The organism is Cellulomonas bogoriensis 69B4 = DSM 16987 (assembly GCF_000767165.1).
Classification (GTDB): domain Bacteria; phylum Actinomycetota; class Actinomycetes; order Actinomycetales; family Cellulomonadaceae; genus Actinotalea; species Actinotalea bogoriensis.
In genome coordinates this window covers 1-18212 of record NZ_AXCZ01000041.1, presented here as the reverse complement: position 1 = coordinate 18212, position 18212 = coordinate 1, and the positions used below count along the sequence as shown (strand labels likewise).

Below are 18212 nucleotides of genomic sequence, written 5' to 3'. Positions count from 1 at the left end.
ATGGCGGCGGTCACCGCCCGGCGCGACGGCGCCGACCCGTTCACCGCCCTCGGTGGCCTGCTCGGCGGGGTGGACCTGCACACCACCACCACCACGGACGCGCTCGCAGAGGGCCGGTTCGGTTCTGCCGCCGCCTCGGCCGCGCGCGCCGAGGCGGCGATGGACCGTGCCACGCTCGTCGGGGCGGGGGCCGTGGCGCTGGTCGTGGTGCTGCTCGGGGGCGTCGTCTGGTTCGTCCTCCTGCGACGCAGACGCAGGGCCGTCACGGCCCCCTGAGAGGGCTCCGCCCACTTTCTCGTCCACAGCAGATGTCCGATTCGTCCCGGTATGTCATATTTACCGGGTCGAAGGAGGCGCTGTGCGCGGACGATCACTGGCCCTGGGGGCCACCGCCATGCTCATCGCGGGTGCAGGGTCGCACACGCACCTGGAGCCCCTGGTGCAACAGGCGCTGGCGCCCGCCTACGACGCCTCCACGCAGGCGAACCTGCGGCACCTGGGGGTGGCGCTGCAGTCCGTGGCGCTGGTCCAGGGTGACCTGACGGGCGTGACCCCGAGCGGGCTCGAAGGATGGGGCTGGGTCCCGGGCGAGCACATCGACCTGGTGGTGCACGTGGACGGCGACCGCTTCTGGGCCGTCGGCCAGGACGTGCGCCCGGGCGCCGGGGCGTTCACCGTCACCAACGGTGACGGTGGGCACGTGCGGGTCTCGCCGCTCCCGACCCCGCAGGTGGACGCCCAGGTCGCGGGTGTGCGGTTCGTGCGGGGGGCCACGGGCGGGCGCTGACCCGACGCACGGCGGCGACCGGTGGAAGAGTGTCTCCATGCGTTCGAGCGTCCACGCACTGTCCCGGCAGGCCGCGGAGCACCCCGTGGTCGCCAGCGGTGCGCGGCTCGGCCTGGCCGCCAGCGGCGCCCTCAACGCCGTCATCGGCTGGATCGCCCTGCAGCTCGCGTGGGTGGGACTCGGCAGCGACGACGACGAGGCCAGCGCCACCGGCGCCCTGGACACGATCGCCGCGACGACCGTCGGGGCCGGTGCCCTGGCCGTCGCGACCGCCGGGTTCGTGCTCCTGGCCCTGTGGTACCTCACCTCGATCCTGCTCGTGCACAGGTGGACGCAACGGGTGCGGTTCGCAGGGAAGGCCGTGGTGTACGGGGTGCTCGGTGCGCTGGCCGTCACGGTCCTGGCCGGGGCCTCCCCCGAGGGAGGTGAAGCCGAGCAGGCGTCCAGCGTGACCGGCCCCTTCATGGAGCACCTCGCCGGCCAGGTGCTCGTCGCCGCCGCCGGTGTGGGCGTGGCAGCGGTCGGCATCCAGCAGCTGAGGAAGGGAGCTCTGGACCGGTTCTGCGAGGACCTGGACCGCCACCCCCCACGTTGGGTCGTGCACTGCGGGCGCGTGGGGTACACCACCCGGGGCTTCACCCTGGTGCTGGTGGGGGCATTCCTCGTGGTCGCCGCGGTCAACGCCGATCCCGAGGAGGCCCGCGGCCTGGACGGTGCCCTGCAGGGCCTGCTCGACCTGCCGTTCGGCTCCTTCGCCCTGAGCGCCGCCGCGGTGGGGTTCATGGTGTTCGGGGTGTACAGCCTGGCCCGCGCGCGTTACGCCCGCATCTGAGCCGCGCCCTCAGCCCCGGGAGTCGACCGCCACCAGGAACGACCGCAGCGTCTCCATGAACCGGGCGTGCGCGGCGGCGTCGTGCGCGGGCAGCGACGGGTCGATGAACAGGTGCTGGCCCCCCGGGTAGAGGAACAGCTGACCGTCGGCGGCCCCCTCCACCAGCTCGCGGGCGGCGTCCAGGTCCCCCTCACCCACGAACCAGGGGTCGGCGTCCATGCCGTGGACGTGCACGGGCACCCCCTCGGGCCACCCGCCGAAGAACTCCACCGGGACGCACGAGCCCACCAGGACCGCCCCCCGGGCACCCGGGCGGGTCTGGGCGAGCTGCTGGGCCGGCAGCACCCCCAGGGACAGCCCGATGTAGACCAGCCCCTCGGCCAGGCCCTCCACCGCGCGGGCCCCCCGCTTGAGGACCACGTCGGTGCCGAGCGCCTCGGCATGGTCCACCCCGTCGTCCAGGGCCTCGAAGGTGCGGCCCTCGAACAGGTCCGGGGTGTGGACGTGGTGCCCGTCGGCCACCAGGTCGTGGGCGAGCGTCGCCACACCCGCGGTCAGGCCGTGCGCGTGGTGGAACAGCACCACCTCAGCCATCGGAGGCCCCCTCCCCTGTGCTCGGACCAGCATAGGCGTCACCGCTCCGGCTGGGCAGGGGGCGGTTGCGCCACCTCGACCCGGTCAGGGGATACCCTCCCCCGGTGACCCAGTCCCCCGCGGTGACCGTCCTCGCCGGTGGTGTCGGCGGGGCGAAGCTCGCCCACGGGGCGTCCCGGGTGACCGACCGGGTCACCGTCGTGGTCAACACCGCCGACGACGCCCGCATCCACGGTCTGTGGGTCAGCCCCGACCTCGACACCGTCATGTACACCCTCGCCGGGATCGCGAACCCCACCACCGGGTGGGGCATCGCCGGTGAGACGTACACGACCCTCGAGGCGTTGCGTCGCCTCGGTGCCGACACCTGGTTCATGCTCGGCGACCAGGACCTCGCCACCCACCTCGCCCGCACCGCACGCCTGGCCGACGGCGCGAGCCTGTCCCAGGTCACCGCCGAGCTGGCCACCGCCCTCGGTGTCACCGCGCGCCTGCTCCCCGCGACCGACGACCCGCTCGCCACCATGGTCGACACCCCTGCCGGGCGCCTGGACTTCCAGGACTACTTCGTGCGGCGCAAGCACCAGGACGACGTCCTGGGCGTGCACCTGGACGGCGTCGACGACGCCCGACCTGCACCCGGCGTCCTACCCGCGCTCACCGGGGCCGACGTGGTGCTCCTCGCACCGTCGAACCCGATCGTGAGCGTCGGCCCGGTGCTGGCCGTCCCCGGTGTGCGCGAAGCGCTGCGCACCTCGCCCGCCCGTCGGGTGGGTGTCAGTCCCCTCATCGGCGGCCGAGCGGTGAAGGGGCCCGCCGCGCAGATGCTCGCCGGGCTCGGGCACGAGGTCAGCGCCCTGGGCGTCGCACGCCTGTACGTCGACGTGCTGGACGTGTGGTGCATCGACACCGTCGACGCCCACCTGGCACCCGCGATCACCGACCTGGGGCTGACGGTGCACGTCACCGACACGATGATGCGCACCGACCACGACCGTGAGCGCCTCGCCACCGAGCTGGTGGACGTGGCCGGCCGGTGACCTCACAGCTGACCGACCAGGACGGTGGTGGGCCCCTGGTGGCGGTCGTGCCGTTGCGCGGCGGGGGCAAGTCCCGGTTGGGCGCCTGGGTGCAGGGGCCCGCCCGTGAGGCCCTGGTCGGGGTGGTGGCCCGGTCCGTGGTGGGTGCGCTGGTGGGATCCGGTGCGGTGACGGGCGTGCTCGTGGTGACCGGGGACCCCGCGGTGGCGGGCACGCTGCTCGGGGCGGGACCGCTGCCGGGGGTGCGGGTGGTCCCGGAGCCGGCCGACGTCGGCGGCCTGAACGGGGCGGTGGCGTTCGGGTGCGCGGTGGCGGCCCGGGAGGCGACCAGGGTGCTGGTGGTGCACGCGGACCTGCCTGCTCTGACGCCGCAGGACGTGCGGGTGCTGACCGGGTGCCCCACACCGGTGGCGCTCGCCCCGGACCGGCACGGCGAGGGGACCAACGCCCTGGTGCTCGACACCGCCGTGGTGGCCGCGGGGTTCGGGTTCAGGTTCGGGCCGGGGAGCCGCGCCCGGCACGAGGAGCAGGCGGACCGCATGGGTGCGCAGGTCACCACGGTGGACCTGCCGGGCACGTCGTCCGACCTGGACACCCCCCAGGACTGGTGGGCGCTGCCGCAGGACGTGCGGCAGCGGGTGCACGCCGGGGTCGCGGCCCGCGGGTGGGACCTCCCGCCCGGGCGCGGGTCAGGCCCGGGTGCCCCACCGGCCGCGGTGCACGACGTCGTCGAGGGGACGCCGGGTGCGGGTGGTCGGTGACCCACCGGGCGCGTCGTCGGGTGCGGGGTGGCCCAGGGTGATCGCACCGACCGGGGCGTGGTCGGCCGGCACGTCGAACGCCTCATTGAACGTCTGGACACGTTCACCGGGGATGCCGAAGAAGCACGCACCGAGCCCCTCGTCGACGGCGGTCTGCAGGATGAGCAGGGCCGCCATCCCGGCGTCGACGTACCAGTAGGGCACGGGCCAGGTGGGCGGAGGGTGGCCGGGGCGGGTCTTGTCCGGCCGTGCGTACCGTTCGCGGTACGTGCTCTCGCTGGCGAGGGGCACGATGACGACCGGTGCGGTGCGCATGCCGCGCAGCCACCGGCTCGGCCGTTCGGCGCGGGCCGTGGGTGTGGTGGCCTCCCAGAAGCGTGCGACGTCCCCGGGCGCGTCCAGGACCAGGAACGCCCAACCCTGGCTGAACCCCGCGTTGGGGGCGCGCACCGCGTTGCGCAGGGCCCGGTCCACCACGTGCGGGGGGACGGGGTCGTCGGTGTAGCGGCGGACCATGCGGCGTCGGCGCACGACGTCCTGGAGCTCCATGCCGTGATCCTCCCAGGACGGCACGCGGGCACGTCCCGGGGCGTGCACCGGGTAGCGTCGCGGGGACGCCCGTCCCGACCCTGGAGCGACACCCGTGAGCACCTCTCCCGTGGACCTCGCGCAGCTGCGTGCCGAGGCCGAGGCCCTGGCCCCGCAGCTGACGTCCCTGCGGCACGACCTGCACCGCATCCCCGAAGTGGGGCTGCACCTGCCGTCGACCCAGGCGCGGGTGCTGGCAGAGCTCGACGGGCTGGGCCTGGAGGTCACCACCGGGACCCGGTGCAGCTCGGTGGTGGCGGTGCTGCGTGGCGCGCGACCGGGGCCGTCGGTGCTGCTGCGGGGCGACATGGACGCGCTGCCGGTGACCGAGCGGTCCGGGGAACCGTTCACCAGCACCCACGACGGGGTGATGCACGCGTGCGGTCACGACCTGCACATGGCCGGCCTGGTGGGGGCCGCCCGGTTGCTCGCCGCGCGCCGTGAGGAGATCGCCGGGTCGGTGGTGCTCATGTTCCAGCCCGGCGAGGAGGGGTTCCACGGGGCCGAGATCATGATCGCCGAGGGCGTCCTGGAGGCGGCCGGGGAGCCGGTGGTCGCGGCGTACGGGGTGCACGTGGCGTCCTCGATGATCCCGTTGGGAGTGGTGACGGGGCGCCCGGGGCCCGCGATGGCCGCGGCGGACCAGATGTACGTCACCATCCAGGGCCGTGGCGGGCACGGGTCGATGCCGCACCTGGCCGCAGACCCTGTGACCGTGGCCGCAGAGGTGGTGCTGGCCCTGCAGACGGCGGTGACGCGCCAGTTCGACGCCCACGACCCGGTGGTGGTGTCCGTGGGCCGCATCGCCGCGGGGACGGTGGACAACGTGATCCCTGCGACCGCCGAGCTGGACGCGACCATCCGCACGTTCTCCCCCGAGCAGCACGCGATCATCCCCGAGCGGTTGACCCGTGTGGTCGAGCACATCGCCGCCGCCCACGGCATGACCGCCGACGTCCGCTACGTGCGCGGGTACCCCGTGACGGTCAACGACCCGGCCGAGGTCGCACGCGCGGCCCGCGTCAGCGGGGCCATGTTCGGCGACGACCGGTTCGTGACCGCCCCCCGGCCCATCTCAGGTGCGGAGGACTTCTCCTACGTGCTGCAACGGGTGCCGGGTGCGTTCCTGTTCGTGGGGGCCACCCCCCGCGGGGAGGACCCGGACGTCGCCCCCTACAACCACTCCGCGCAGGCCAGGTTCGACGACGACGCCCTCCCGGTCAGCGCCGCCGTGCTGGCAGCCCTGGCCCTGGACCGGCTGGCCCAGGGCTGAGAGCTCTCACCCCAGCGGGCTGGTCCAGCACAGCAGGGTTCCCCTGCCGCTCGGTGGGGTGCCCATGGTGAAGTCGCCACCGGCCTCCCGCGCCCGGGAGGCCAGGTTGCGGGTGCCGGAGCGCCGGTCACCGGCCTCACCCAGCCCGACGCCGTCGTCCTCGACCTCGACCGTCACGTACCCGTCGGGCCCGGTGCGCACGTCCAGCCGGACGCACGCGGCCTCGCAGCGGGCGTGGCGGGCCGCGTTGGTGAGCCCCTCACGCACCACCGCCACCACGTGGTCGGCACGCGCCAGGCCCAGCGCCTGGTCGATGCGGTCCACGTCACCGTGCTCGTGGTGGGCGCCGGCCAGCTGGTTCCCGTCGAGGACCACCCGCAGGGTGGGCGCGAACCCGAACAGCACCCCCGCGTGGTCGACCTCTCGCCGCAGGCGCTCCACCAGGGGCGGGGTGGCGTCGTCGGTGTCCAGGGCACGCACGATCACCCGGATCTGGCGGACCGTGGAGTCCACGCTCTCCAGCGCCCCGTCGATCATCCCGGTGACAGCCGGGGGCAGGACGCCCGCACCGGAGGACTGCCGGGCCGACTCCAGCTGCATGCCCGCCGCGAACAGCTGCTGGATCGCCAGGTCGTGCAGGTCCCTGGCGATGCGGGCGCGTTCCCCGTGCAACGCGGCGGCGTCCTGCGCCTCGCGTGCCTCGGCGAGCACCACCGCCAGGGCCGCCTGGGCCGCGAACGTCTGGGACAGAGCCAGGTCGCTGGGGGTGAACGGCTTCGCGCCCTTGCGGCGCAGCAGGATCAGGACCCCGACCGTCTGCCCCTCCGTGCGCAATGGCACGTACAGGGCGGGCCCGAACTGCCGCATCGGGGGCAAGGGGTGCTGGGCGGTCACCGAGGACGGGACCGTGTCACCCTCGCCGCTGGCGAACACCTCGACCGACCGTGACCCCGGGACCTGCACCAGACCGATCAGCTCGTCGGCGGCATGACCGTCGACGATCTCCATCACCAGCCGGTCGTCCACCCCGGGGAACGCCAGCACGGCGGTGTCCGCGCCGTCGATCCGCCTGGCGGTGGCGGCGATCGTGGTCAGGACGTCCTCCTGGTCGGCCCCTTCCAGGATCATCGTGGTGATGCGCTGCCCGGCGGTCAGCCAGTTCTCGCGGCGACGCTCCACCGCGTACAGCTCGGCGTTCTGGATCGCGACCGCCGCCGCAGCCCCCAGGGCCCCGACCACCGCCTCGTCGTCAGGGCTGAACCCCCCGTCCTTCTCGGCCAGGTACAGGTACCCGTACGTCTCGCCGACCACGCGGACGGCCGTCCCGAGGAACGGCCCCATGGGCGGGTGCCCGGCCGGCAGGCCCTGGTAGGCGGGGTGCTCGGTGAGGTCCCGCAGGCGCAGCACACCGTGGTCGGGGATCTGCCCCAGGACCCCCACCGCGTGCGGCGCGTGCCCCAGCCGGTCCATGACCATCGGGTCGACCCCCGACTGCACGAACGTCCGGGACGCCCCGTGCTCGTCCAGGATGTTGATCGCCCCGTACCGGGCCCCCGTCAGCTCGGTGCTGGCCTCGACGAACCGTTCCAGCAGGCTCGTCAGGTCCAGGTCGGCCGCCAGTGCCAGCACGGCACGCATCAGGTCCGTGGTGGCCTCGGCCGTGTCCCGTGCTGTCGTCGACATGCACCCTCCCTGCTGCGGTCCGACAAGGGAACCGTACGCGCAGGTGGCACCAGGGACCAAGGTCCCAGTCACCCGGGGGCCTCAGGCCGGTCACCGACGCAGCAGGCCCCCGCCCACCCACGCCCGGATCGCCGCGACGTCCTGGGACGTCAGCTCCATGCGCGCCCCCCGGCACAGGCCCACCACGTTGTCCGCCCACGTCTGGGCGACCTTGGCCGCCGACGGCTTCTCCGTCAGGTCCAGGCCCGCGTACAGGACCCCCGCGATCACGGTGTTCACCGACGCACGCCCGATCGCCTCACCTGCCGCCTGGCACGCGTCCCGCACCCGCCGGGCGGTCTCCGGACGGTCGAACGGGTGACGGCGCACGTCCTCGGCCAACGTCTCCAGCAGCACCCGGTACCGCTCCGGCGGAAGGTTGGGGATGTCGGTGACCTCCACCACCTGACGCTGCAGCGGCGGCAGGTCCACCCCACCGCCGGTGTTCAGGTCGGCCTCGCTGAACCGGCGCGGGTCCCACACGAACCCCGACGCCGCACCCAGCTCGGGAACCGTGCGCGCCAGCCAGGGGAAGAACCCACCGGCGCCGGCCCACCCGCTGGAACCCAGACTCGGGTCCGCCTTCTGCGCCGCCTGGGCCACCGCGCCACCGTTGATCGGACGGTCCGCGGCCCGCACCATCCGCATCACCACCCGACGCGCCGGGCCCGCCTGCTCAGGGACGTCCGGCGCCGGCGACTGGGAACGCACCGGCAGCCCCTCCTCCACCACGGCGTCCGCCAGGTCCACCGACTCCGGGTCCTTCACCAGCTCCGCGAGGTCGTCCGCGGTGACGACCGTGTCGGCCACCGCGCGGTAGGCGCTCGCCGCCGGGCTCGCCGTGATGATCGTGACGCGCCGGTCCGCCGCCCGGCACCGCAACGCCAACGGGGTGAAGTCCGCGTCCGCGGACACGATCACGAACTCGTCGTAGTAGGTGTCGGCCGCGAGCGCGTCGACGGCGTCCAGCACCAGGTTGATGTCGGCGCTGCTCTTGCCCTGCTGCGTCAGGGACGGGCAGTCCACGACGCTGAACCCGGCCCGGGTGAAGTTGGGCCGGAACTGGGAGAACGTCGAGGGGTTCAGGTAGCACGAGCGCACCAGGAACCTGCGGGTGAAGTCCCCATCCAGGTCGCTGCCGGCCTCCAGGGCGCTCAACCAGTGCCCGGGCTGGCTGGCGAACGCCTCGGCGGCGGCCGGGTCCAGGCGCCGCAGCCCGATGTACACGTTGTCGAAGTCCACGAAGAGCGCGCACCGCAGGCGGCGGCCGGTCGCTGCGAGGTCGGTCATGGCCTCACCCTCGCACGCCGCCGCCTTCAGATGCGGCCGTACCGCGCCCTGCCGAACGAGAAGATCCCGAAGGCCGCGAAGCCCAGGGCCACGACGGCCAGCGCCCACGGCCCGTAGGGCTGCTCGGCCAAGGTGGTGAGAGCCGCGTCCAGTCCGCCGGCCTCCTCCTCGTCACCGCTGACCGCAGCCGTGCACACCAGGATCCCCACGATCACCAGGCCCACCCCGCGGGCCGGGTACCCGACCATGCCGGAGGCCTGCACGACCGGCTCCCACCGGTCGTGCATGTCGTCGCGCAGCACCCGCAGGAACCGCCGCGTCAACCCGATGAAGATCTGGTAGCCCGCGAAGCCGATGATTCCCAGCCCGATGGCGAAGAGCAGCACCCGACCGGGCGTCGAGCCGATGAGGATGCCCGCGCCCTCCTCCGCCTGCTCGTCACCGGACTCCCCCGTCCCCAGCACCACGCCGAACGTGGTGACCGCCAGCGCCAGGTGCACCACGGACTTGCCGGCGGCGCGGCCGCGCTCCTTGAGGCGGTTGTCGGGGTCCTCGTCGGGCAGGCCGATGATCGCCCCGCTGATCTGCCAGAAGCCCAGCAGCAGCAGCGCCGCGGCCGTGAACCACAGAGCCACGCCGCCGGCGGGCTGGGACGCGATCTCGCGCAGCGCACCGGCCTGGTCCGCCTCGTCCCCCTCCCCGCCGCCGTCACCGAAGGCGAGCCGGAGCGCGATCCAGGCGATGATGAGGTGCACCACGCCGACGGCGACGTACCCCACGCTGGAACCGATCTGGACGGGTCGGGAACGTCGGACGGTCCGCAAGCGGTCCTCGAGCGTGGTCTGGTCCGGCATGGGGGGCGATCCCTCCGGGGCGGGTATCGGGACGAATCGGCAGCGTCGGTGTGCCAACTGTGCCGGTGGTCCGGCCCTCCCGCCACCGCAGAGGTGGTGCCGGGCACATGGCACCACCTCTGCGGTGGTGCCGGGCACATCGCGGCGCCGCTACTGTGACCAGGTGCGACCGTCCCCGACCACTCTCCACGACGCAGTGGCGCGCGCCCAAGCCGTCGCGGTCGAGGTGGCGGCGCCGCTCGCCGCGAAGATCGACGAGGGGCGGTGGCCGGAGGAGGCCATCAGGGCTCTCCAGGCCGAAGGCATGGGCGGGCTGACCGCCCCCGCGACGTCCGGGGGTTCAGGGCTGGGCCTGCGCGCCCTGGTCGAGGTGTGCGAGGTCCTGGGACGGGCGTGCGCGTCGACCGCGATCACCTACGGCATGCACGCGGTCGGCACGGCGGTCATCGCGGCCAAGGCGACCCCCACGCAGTCGGTCTCGTTGCTGGAGCCGATCTCAGCCGGCCGCCACCTGACCACCCTCGCGCTGTCCGAGCCCGGGACCGGGAGCCAGTTCTGGTTGCCCCAGACCCGCTTGCGGCGCGAGGACGCGACCTACGTGCTGGACGGGACCAAGAGCTTCGTCACCAACGGTTCGCGCGCCGACTCCTACGTGATGTCGACCGTCGCCGCCGAGCCGGACGCTCCCGCGGGGCAGTTCTCGTGCGTGGTGGTCCCCGATCCCAGCGACGGGCTGGTGTGGGCCGACCAGTGGCACGGGCTGGGCATGCGGGGCAACTCCTCGCGGGGCGCCAGGCTGGAAGGTGTGCGGGTGCCGGTGGCGAACCTGCTCGGTGCCGAGGGCGACCAGATCTGGTACGTCTTCGAGGTCGTCGCCCCGTACTTCCTCATGGCGATGTCCGGCACGTACCTGGGGATCGCGCACGCGAGCCTCCTCGAGGCACGGGACCACCTGCTGCGCCGGCAGCACACCCACACCGGGCGGTCCCTGGCGGGCGAGCCGGTGGTCCAGCACCGGCTCGGCGAGCTGTGGGCTCGCGTGGAGCGCACGCGGCGCCTGGCGTTCTGGGCCGCGGAAGAGGCCGAGACCGGTGGACCGGACGCCCTTCCCGGCCTGGCCAGCGCCAAGGCGGAGGTCGCCGACTGCGCGGTGGGGGTCGCCAACGAGGTGATGACCCTCATGGGGGGCATCGCCTACCGCGACCGGGCCCCGGTCGAGAGGCACCTGCGGGACGCCCGTGCCGCACACGTGATGAGCCCCACCACCGACACGCTACGCACGTGGACGGGACGCGCGCTCCTCGGCATGCCCCTCCTGGGCAGCTGAGGTGGGGACCGAGGCGACGATGCGCGTAGCGGTGTCCGGTGCGGACCCCGCCGTCCTCGGTCTGCGGCCGCCGCTGCAGCCGGTGGGCGTGGACGCGGACGGGCCGGTGGACGTCGTCGTCGTCGCCCTGCGGACACCGCAGGACGTGGCCTCCGTCCAGCGCCACCACGCCGCGCGTCCGGAGGCAGCACTCGTCGTGGTCATCAGGGCGCCCGAGACCCCGGGGGCGGACCCGGCGGACCTCCGGCGCGCGCTGTCCTACTCCCCCGGCATCCCCTCGGACCTCGTCGTCCTCGACGAGCACGACCCCGACCTGGCCCAGACGGTCCAGGACGCCGGTGACCGCGCCGCCCGCCGACGTGCGCACGCCGCACTGCTGCACACCCTGGCCAACCAGCCCAGGGTGCCGGGCCCGTCGCTGCGCCCCGCGACCACGGCCCTCGCCAGCGCGCTGGACCACGCACCGTTCGGCGTGGTGGTCCTCACCCCTGAGGGAAGCACCGTCAGCTGGAACCCCCGAGCGAGCGGCCTGCTGAACCTGGCCGCGCGTGACCTCGGGTCCACGTTCGCCGCGCTCTTCCAGGAACCGGGGACGGTCCACGCCGCCATCCAGGCCGCGACCAGCGCGGACGTGTTCACGCCGGCGGTCTCGGCCCAACCGGTCCGCGCCCCCGGGACCGCCGTCGAGATCAACGCGATCGGCAGCGAGCTGGCCGGCGGCGAACCGGCCGTCATGGCGCTGCTGGTGGACATCACCACGCGCACCGCCGCCGAACGCGCCCGGGACCGGCTCAACGACCAGCTGGCCGTGGTGCTGCGCTCCCAGGAGTTCCTGCTCAAGGCCTCCGACGTGCTCGCGACCTCCTCCGGGTACCGCGAGACCCTGCGGCGGCTCGCGACGGTGGCCGTCCCCACGCTGGGCGACCTGTGCCTGATCGACATCGAGGAGGACGGGCGGTTCACCCGGGTCGCCGCCCAGCACGCCGACCCCGACCAGCAGCACCTGGCGGACGTGCTCCGCGGCCAGTACGCGCCCGACCGCCACGGGAAGCACCCCGCGGCCCGCGCGATGGAAGACCTCAGGCCCCACTGGGACCCGCACGTCGACCAGGACTGGTTACGGGCATCGACCCAGTCGGGTGAGCACTACCGGATCCTGTCCCGCCTCGGGTTCACGGGGTACATCGCCGTGCCGCTGGTCGTGGACGGCAGGGCGTTGGGCGTGGTCACCGTCGTCAGCTGCGGGCCACGACGGTTCGAGCCCGCAGACGTGACGCTCGCCCAGGAGCTCGCCGGCCGGGTCGCGGCCGTGGTCGACAAGGAACGCAGGTACGACCGCGAGCACGAGATCGCCGTCGCGCTCCAACGCAGCATGCTCACCGCGCTCCCGGAGCTGGACGGGTTGGAGGTCGCCGCCCGGTACCTCCCCGCCCACGCCGACACCCAGGTCGGAGGCGACTGGTACGACGCATTCCTCACCGGCGACGGGCACCACGCGATCGTCATCGGCGACGTGGTGGGCCACGACCTGGACGCAGCCAGCGCCATGGGTCAGCTGCGCAGCGCCATGCGGGCGTTCGCCTGGTGCCGGGACGACGGGCCGCCCGGGGTGCTCCAGGCACTGGACCAGTTCAACGCCGGGGTCGGCATCACCGAGTTCACCACCGCCGTGTACGGGACGGTGCGCCCCACCTGCGACGGTGCGACGTTCGAGTGGTCCAACGCCGGGCACCTGGCACCGCTGGTCGTGGACGCCGACGGCCGCACCCGATACCTCGAGGGGTGCCGCGACCTGATGATCGGACTTGCCTCGACCCGTCCCCGCGCAGGCTCACGCACCACCCTGCCGCCCGGGTCGACACTGCTGCTGTACACCGACGGGCTGGTCGAGCGACGCACGCACCCCCTGACCCAGGGGCTCGACGTCCTGGCCCGGGCGGTGTCCGGCATGGCCCACGAACCCCTCGAGGTGATGTGCGACGCGCTGCTCGAGGCGATGGACCTCACGCACGAGGACGACGTCGCCCTCCTGGCGGTGCGGGTGCCCGCCGCGCCCCACACCCCCTCAGGGCACCTCGGCGGGTGAACCCGCACCGGGGCGCTCGTTCCCGCGTGCGCGACGCGACCGGCCCAGCTCGGCGTTGAGCACACCGCCGGTGAGGATGACGATGCTGCTCAACCACAGCCACAGGACGGCTGCGAGGACCGCACCGATGGTCTGCGCCGCGACCCCCACGGCCTCACCCGCATCACCCACCGCCGGTGCCGCCGGCCCGGCGACGTCCAGGTAGTACCCGAAACCGAACGCCACCAGCACCAGGGCCGCGGTACCCAGCAGAGCCCCCGGAACGCACCCCCACCACGTGTTCCGGGCGTTGGGCCCGTACCGGTAGAGCACCAGCAGGAAGAGCGCCGAGACCACCGCCACGAGCGGCCACCTGGCGGTCGCCCAGGCCGTCTCGTAGGCCTCCTCCTGCCCCGCGGCCTCGGCCAGCCACTGCCCACCTCCCAGCAACGGGCCGATGACGAGCATCGTCAGCAGCACCACCAGGGTGATCACCGCGCCCAGCGCCAGGCCCAGACCCAACGTCCACTGCGCCACCAGGGTGCGGCGCTCGGGCACCATGTACGCGTCGTCCAGCGCACGGATCGCCGCCCGGAACATGCGGCTCGCCAGGAACAGCGCGATCGCGACGCTCCCCACCGCCACCCCCGCCCGCTCGTCCCGCAGCAGACCACGCACCAGCGGCGCGAGGACGTCAGCGGTGAGCTGCTGGTCGAACACCCCCGCCAGCCAGTCCACCACGGTCTGCTCGATGCGGTCGACGTCCTCCCGGCCCACCACCCGCTCGAGGAACCCCAGGGCCGCCCCCAACGCCGTCACCAGCGGCAGGACCGAGATCATCGCGAAGTACGTCATCTCGGCCGCGAGGCCCGTGACCCGCACCTCGACGAACCTGCGCCAGCACTGCACGACCACACCCGTCAAGCTGTACCCGGCCACCACCACCGGCCACCGGGCAGCCAGACGCTCCGCACCCTCGAACGGGTCACGGCGGGGGCGGGGGTCACGGCGCCGGGCCCGCACGAACCACAACGCACCGGCGAGCGCCGCAGCGACCACGACGACGGCTGCGACCACGGCTCCCCTTCCTCACGGACCTCACGATCGTCCCACCCCGGACCGCCGGTGGCGCGTCAGGCCCGCACCCACCCCGGGGCCCAGGTCCCGCCAGGCCCGGATCGACGGGCACTAGGGTGGCCGACGACGCGGGGTGCCGTGCACCGTGACGGCTGAGATCACACCCGTTGAACCTGATCTAGCTCGTACTAGCGAAGGGAACGTCGTGGCCGTGCTGCGCCCGTCCGCCCTGCGTCTGCTGCGCCCGTGGGTGTCCACCCTCGTGGTCGTCGCGGGCTGGGAGGCCGTGGCACGCCTGGGCCTGGTCCGCCCCGAGGTGCTGCCGCCACCGTCGGCGCTGCTCACCACGGCCACGGCCATGACCGTCGACGGGACCCTGCCCGGGGCCCTGGTCGTGAGCCTGGGGCGGGTGGCGGCAGGGGCCGGCATCGGCATCACCGTCGGGGTCGCCCTCGGGCTGGTCGCCGCGTTCTGGCGCACCGGTGCCGACGTCGTCGACAAGCCCGTCCAGATGCTCCGGACCATCCCCTTCACCGCCCTGACCCCGCTGCTGATCCTCTGGTTCGGTCTCGGGGAGTCACCCAAGATCCTGCTGGTGGTGGTCGCGACCCTCGTGCCCATGTACCTCAACACCCTCGGCGGGGTACGTGCGGTGGACCCGGCCCTGGTCGAGGTCGCGACCGCCTACCGGCTGAGCGCGTGGCAGACCGCGACCCAGGTGCTGCTACCCGGTGCGCTCGCCCCGATCCTGGTGGGTCTGCGCCACGCCCTGGGCATCGCCTGGGTCGCGGTGATCGTCGCCGAGACCGTCAACGCGTCCTCCGGGATCGGGTACCTGCTGACCACCGCCCGCACCTACGTGCGGACCGACCAGGTGATGGTCTGCATCGCCGTGTACGCCTGCCTCGGGCTCGCCACCGACAGCCTGGTGCGGGCCCTCGAACGACGCCTGCTGCGGTGGGACCGCCCCGCACCCGCCGGCACCGCACCCGGTGCCACGACAAGGAGGACCCCGTGACCCCCACCCGACCGACCCGCCTGCGCGCAGCCAGGGCCGCCGCGGCCCGGACCACCACAGCCGCCCTCGTGGTCGCCGTGCTGTCCTCCTGCACCGCCACACCCGGGCAGGACAGTACCCAGGAGCCCGCCGGCGAGCTGCGCATCGGCCCGCTGAACACCCAGAACACCCTGACCCTGGCGACCGACGCGGGCCTCGTGGCCGAGGCCGTCACCGCCGCCGGTGGCACCACGACCGTCACCTCGCCGTTCCCCGCGTTCGCACCGGCGGCGGAGGCCATGGGCGCCGGCCAGATCGACGTGACCACCGCCAGCACCACCGCCGTGGTACCCGCCCTGGCGCAGGGCACCGACGTGGTGGTGTTCGCCGTCGAGGTCAACGACGGGGACTCCCAGGGCATCGTCTCGGCGCCCGGCACCGGCATCACGACCGTGGCCGACCTCGCCGGCGCCCGGGTCGCCGTCAACGCCGGCGGCACCGGGGAGTACCTGCTCCGTCAGGCGCTCCAGGTCAACGGCATGGACGTCGACGACGTCGAGATGGTGTTCCTCAGCCCGCCCGACGCAGCCACCGCGTTCGTCAGCGGGCACGTGGACGCGTGGGCCACCTGGGACCAGTACCTGGTCACCGCGGCCCGCGCCGAGGGCGCGCACGTCGTCGCCCTCGCCCGCGACGTCGAGGCCACCAACCGGACCGTGCACGTGGTCGACGGCGAGGTGTGGCGCACGCACCCCGGGCTCGTCGTCGCCGCGTACTGGGCCCTGGTCGAGCAGGCGGAGGCGATCATCGAGGACCCCGAGCTGCTGGTCCAGGCCTACATCGCCGCGGGCGCCGAGGAGGACGTCGCCCGGGAGATCAGCCAGATCACCCCGCCACGGGTGGTGCCCGCGCACGCCGGCTTCGCCGCCGAGCTGCAGCAGGTCGCCGACTTCTACCGCGACCAGGGGATGGTCACCGAGAGCATCGACGCGACCCTCGCCGCGGTGGACGTCACCGACCCGCTGCGCGCGGCCACTCAGGCCAACCGGTCGAGGTAACGCAGGATCAGGCCCTCGCGCAGCGCCCAGGGGGACACGTCCAGCTCGGTCACGCCGAACGCCCGCATCGCCTCGGCGAGCACCACACCACCCGCGACCACCTGGAACGTCCGGTCCGCGGTGATCCCCGGCAGGGCCGGGCGCGCCTCGGCGGGCATCCTCGCCAACCTGGGGACCCAGTCCTCCAGGTCCGCCCGCCGCAGCACCCGCCGGTCGTCCGCCCCCACGCCGTCCACCCGACCACCCGCGAGCCGCGCCAGGGACCGGACCGTCTTGGACGAGCCCACCACGTGAGCGGGGTCCAGGTCCGTGGGCCAGCGGCGCGCGGTCCGGTCCAGCAGGCCACCGGCGTACTCCCGCAGGGCCTGCACCTGCCCCTCGGTGGGTGGGTCGTCGTGCAGGTGCGACACGGTGCTGCGCCCCGCACCCAGGGGCAGCGACACCGCGGCGTCAGGCTCCTCGGCACCGCCCGAGGCGATCTCCAGGGAGCCGCCCCCGATGTCCATCAGCAGCACGCTCCCTGCCGACCAGCCGTACCAGCGGCGCACCGCGAGGAACGTGAGCCGAGCCTCCTCCTCGCCCGACAGCACCTGCAGACGCACCCCCGTGCGCCTGGCGACCAGGTCCAGGACCTGCGGCCCGTTCGGGGCCTCACGGAGCGCCGACGTCGCAAACGGCAGCAGCTCGTCCAGGTCCGACGCGGCGGCGTGCTCAGCCGCCGCCGACACCGCCTCGACGACGGCGTCGACGCCCTCGTCGGAGAGGGCGCCGTCCTGGTCCAGGTACCGCATCAGCCTCAGCACCGACTTGCGGGAGGACTGCGGCACAGGGGGTGCGCCCCGTCGGGCGTCCACCACGAGCAGGTGCACGGTGTTCGATCCGACGTCCAGCACCCCGAGTCGCATCCGCACACCGTAGCGGCGGCTCCCACCGTCGGGACGTGACGGGTCGACGCACGGAACGGGGGCCGGCCGCTCACGCGACCGGCCCCCGAGGTACCGCTGTGATCAGACCACTCGGGTCAGACCCCCGTCACCAGCTCGCGTTGCGGGCCAGCTCCAGTGCCATCTCCTGCCACCAGCGACCGGCGGCGGGGCCACCGTTGCAGGTGCCGTCCGACTCACCGGGCAGCTTGACCCAGAGGAGGGCGTCGAGGTTCGTGCTGTCGTTCACCAGGCGGGGCGGGTCGCCCAGGGCCCGGCCACTCGGGTTGCACCACTCGCTGCCCGACGGGCCGTTGCCGTTGCGGGAGGTGTCGATGACGTAGCCCTTGCCACCGACCAGCGCCGAGATCTGCTCACCGTAGGTGATGGACTCCTGCGTGGTGCGGTAGTTCGAGGTGTTGAGCGCGAAGCCCACCGCGTGGTCGAAGCCGATCTGCTCCAGACGGCTCGCAGCGGCGTCTGCCGACAGCCACGCCGAGTGACCGATGTCGATGTAGACCCGGCCACCGGCCTCGGTCAGGACACGGGACGCGTGACGCAGGAAGCCCACACGGTCACCCTGACCGTCGCAGTCACCCAGCTGGGGCAGTGCGTCGGGCTCGAGCACCACGATCGGGTTGCCCTGGATGCCGCTGGCGACCGTGTTGATCCACTGCGCGTACTCGGACTGGGCGACACCGCCCGCGGAGTAGTGGCCGCAGTCGCGGCCCGGGATCGCGTAGATCGCCAGGACAGCGGTCTGGCCGGCGGCCTGCGCAGCACCGGTGACCTCGGCGACCTCCGCACGGGAGGCCTCGGGCGTGGCCCAGTCACCGATCCACCGGGCCTGCGCGGTCAGCGCGATCTTGTTCAGCAGCTCGCGCGTCTCCCCGGTCGCCGCCGCAGCAGCGGCCGCGGCCTGGGTCGTGGGGTCCACGTACAGGCCACCCGACGGCGCCGGCGGGTCGGTCGGCGTGGGGGTGGGCGTCGGCGTGGGCGTCGGCGTGGGCGTGGGCGTGGGCGT

18 protein-coding genes and 1 riboswitch are annotated in these 18212 nt (G+C 73.8%); of the genes, 10 read left to right on the top strand and 8 right to left on the bottom strand.

What is annotated here, in order from left to right:
• The 3 genes from N869_RS17680 to N869_RS05900 form a co-directional block, all read left to right on the top strand.
• Positions 1–276: hypothetical protein (locus tag N869_RS17680; RefSeq protein WP_035059147.1), on the top strand; the 276-nt coding region annotated here is incomplete at its 5' end.
• An 82-nt stretch (positions 277–358) separates the two neighbouring features.
• A complete protein-coding gene (locus N869_RS05905; RefSeq protein ID WP_035059144.1) occupies positions 359–787 on the top strand; it encodes a hypothetical protein in 429 nt (142 codons plus the stop codon).
• A 37-nt stretch (positions 788–824) separates the two neighbouring features.
• A complete protein-coding gene (locus N869_RS05900) occupies positions 825–1619 on the top strand; it encodes a DUF1206 domain-containing protein (RefSeq protein ID WP_035059141.1) in 795 nt (264 codons plus the stop codon).
• A gap of 9 nt (positions 1620–1628) precedes the next feature.
• Here N869_RS05900 and N869_RS05895 read toward each other — a convergent pair whose 3' ends face one another.
• Complete coding sequence (locus N869_RS05895; RefSeq protein ID WP_035059138.1) at positions 1629–2213, bottom strand: dienelactone hydrolase family protein; 585 nt, start codon at positions 2211–2213, stop codon at positions 1629–1631.
• 104 nt (positions 2214–2317) lie between these two features.
• Here N869_RS05895 and cofD point away from each other — a divergent pair, with 104 nt between their 5' ends.
• Together cofD and cofC are read left to right on the top strand one after the other, a co-directional pair.
• Positions 2318–3253, top strand: a complete 936-nt coding sequence (gene cofD / locus N869_RS05890; RefSeq protein WP_035059134.1) for a 2-phospho-L-lactate transferase — start codon at positions 2318–2320, stop codon at positions 3251–3253.
• The gene (cofC, locus tag N869_RS05885) at positions 3250–4014 is read left to right on the top strand and encodes a 2-phospho-L-lactate guanylyltransferase (RefSeq protein ID WP_052105130.1); all 765 of its coding nucleotides are present in this window, start codon (positions 3250–3252) and stop codon (positions 4012–4014) included. Before cofD ends, cofC begins: the two co-directional genes overlap by 4 nt.
• On the opposite strand, the gene N869_RS05880 is transcribed toward cofC, so the two are convergent.
• The gene (locus N869_RS05880; protein ID WP_035059131.1) at positions 3943–4563 is read right to left on the bottom strand and encodes a nitroreductase family protein; all 621 of its coding nucleotides are present in this window, start codon (positions 4561–4563) and stop codon (positions 3943–3945) included. The genes cofC and N869_RS05880 overlap by 72 nt on opposite strands.
• Positions 4564–4657: 94 nt before the next feature.
• Here N869_RS05880 and N869_RS05875 point away from each other — a divergent pair, with 94 nt between their 5' ends.
• Positions 4658–5875 (top strand): M20 metallopeptidase family protein, encoded by a 1218-nt coding sequence (locus N869_RS05875; RefSeq protein WP_052105129.1) that lies wholly within the window; start codon positions 4658–4660, stop codon positions 5873–5875.
• 6 nt (positions 5876–5881) lie between these two features.
• On the opposite strand, the gene N869_RS05870 is transcribed toward N869_RS05875, so the two are convergent.
• The 3 genes from N869_RS05870 to N869_RS05860 all read right to left on the bottom strand — a co-directional run bounded on the left by N869_RS05870 (position 5882) and on the right by N869_RS05860 (position 9741).
• Positions 5882–7558 (bottom strand): GAF domain-containing sensor histidine kinase, encoded by a 1677-nt coding sequence (locus N869_RS05870; RefSeq protein ID WP_052105127.1) that lies wholly within the window; start codon positions 7556–7558, stop codon positions 5882–5884.
• Between the two features lie 90 nt (positions 7559–7648).
• Positions 7649–8887 carry an NYN domain-containing protein gene (locus tag N869_RS18730; RefSeq protein WP_035059129.1) on the bottom strand — a complete coding sequence of 413 codons (1239 nt, stop codon included), beginning with the start codon at positions 8885–8887 and terminating at the stop codon, positions 7649–7651.
• 26 nt (positions 8888–8913) lie between these two features.
• Positions 8914–9741 (bottom strand): DUF1206 domain-containing protein, encoded by an 828-nt coding sequence (locus N869_RS05860; RefSeq protein WP_035059127.1) that lies wholly within the window; start codon positions 9739–9741, stop codon positions 8914–8916.
• 163 nt (positions 9742–9904) lie between these two features.
• On the opposite strand from N869_RS05860, the gene N869_RS05855 reads away from it, so the two are divergent.
• A complete protein-coding gene (locus N869_RS05855; RefSeq protein WP_035059123.1) occupies positions 9905–11068 on the top strand; it encodes an acyl-CoA dehydrogenase family protein in 1164 nt (387 codons plus the stop codon).
• 19 nt (positions 11069–11087) lie between these two features.
• Positions 11088–13154, top strand: coding sequence for a SpoIIE family protein phosphatase (locus N869_RS05850; RefSeq protein ID WP_156968379.1), 2067 nt, complete (start codon positions 11088–11090; stop codon positions 13152–13154).
• On the opposite strand, the gene N869_RS05845 is transcribed toward N869_RS05850, so the two are convergent.
• Positions 13134–14210 (bottom strand): YihY/virulence factor BrkB family protein, encoded by a 1077-nt coding sequence (locus N869_RS05845; RefSeq protein ID WP_035059118.1) that lies wholly within the window; start codon positions 14208–14210, stop codon positions 13134–13136. The genes N869_RS05850 and N869_RS05845 overlap by 21 nt on opposite strands.
• Before the next feature lie 119 nt (positions 14211–14329).
• A riboswitch (TPP riboswitch) is annotated at positions 14330–14428 on the top strand.
• On the opposite strand from N869_RS05845, the gene N869_RS05840 reads away from it, so the two are divergent.
• Positions 14422–15228 carry an ABC transporter permease gene (locus N869_RS05840; protein WP_198025979.1) on the top strand — a complete coding sequence of 269 codons (807 nt, stop codon included), beginning with the start codon at positions 14422–14424 and terminating at the stop codon, positions 15226–15228. (Overlaps the previous riboswitch by 7 nt.)
• Positions 15225–16265, top strand: coding sequence for an NrtA/SsuA/CpmA family ABC transporter substrate-binding protein (locus N869_RS16445; protein ID WP_156968378.1), 1041 nt, complete (start codon positions 15225–15227; stop codon positions 16263–16265). The genes N869_RS05840 and N869_RS16445 overlap by 4 nt, the downstream gene beginning before the upstream one ends.
• On the opposite strand, the gene N869_RS05830 is transcribed toward N869_RS16445, so the two are convergent.
• Positions 16244–17170 (bottom strand): Ppx/GppA phosphatase family protein, encoded by a 927-nt coding sequence (locus N869_RS05830; RefSeq protein ID WP_035059115.1) that lies wholly within the window; start codon positions 17168–17170, stop codon positions 16244–16246. The genes N869_RS16445 and N869_RS05830 overlap by 22 nt on opposite strands.
• Positions 17171–17297: 127 nt before the next feature.
• On the bottom strand, positions 17298–18212 hold a 915-nt coding region (locus N869_RS05825), incomplete at its 5' end, for a glycoside hydrolase family 6 protein (protein ID WP_035059112.1).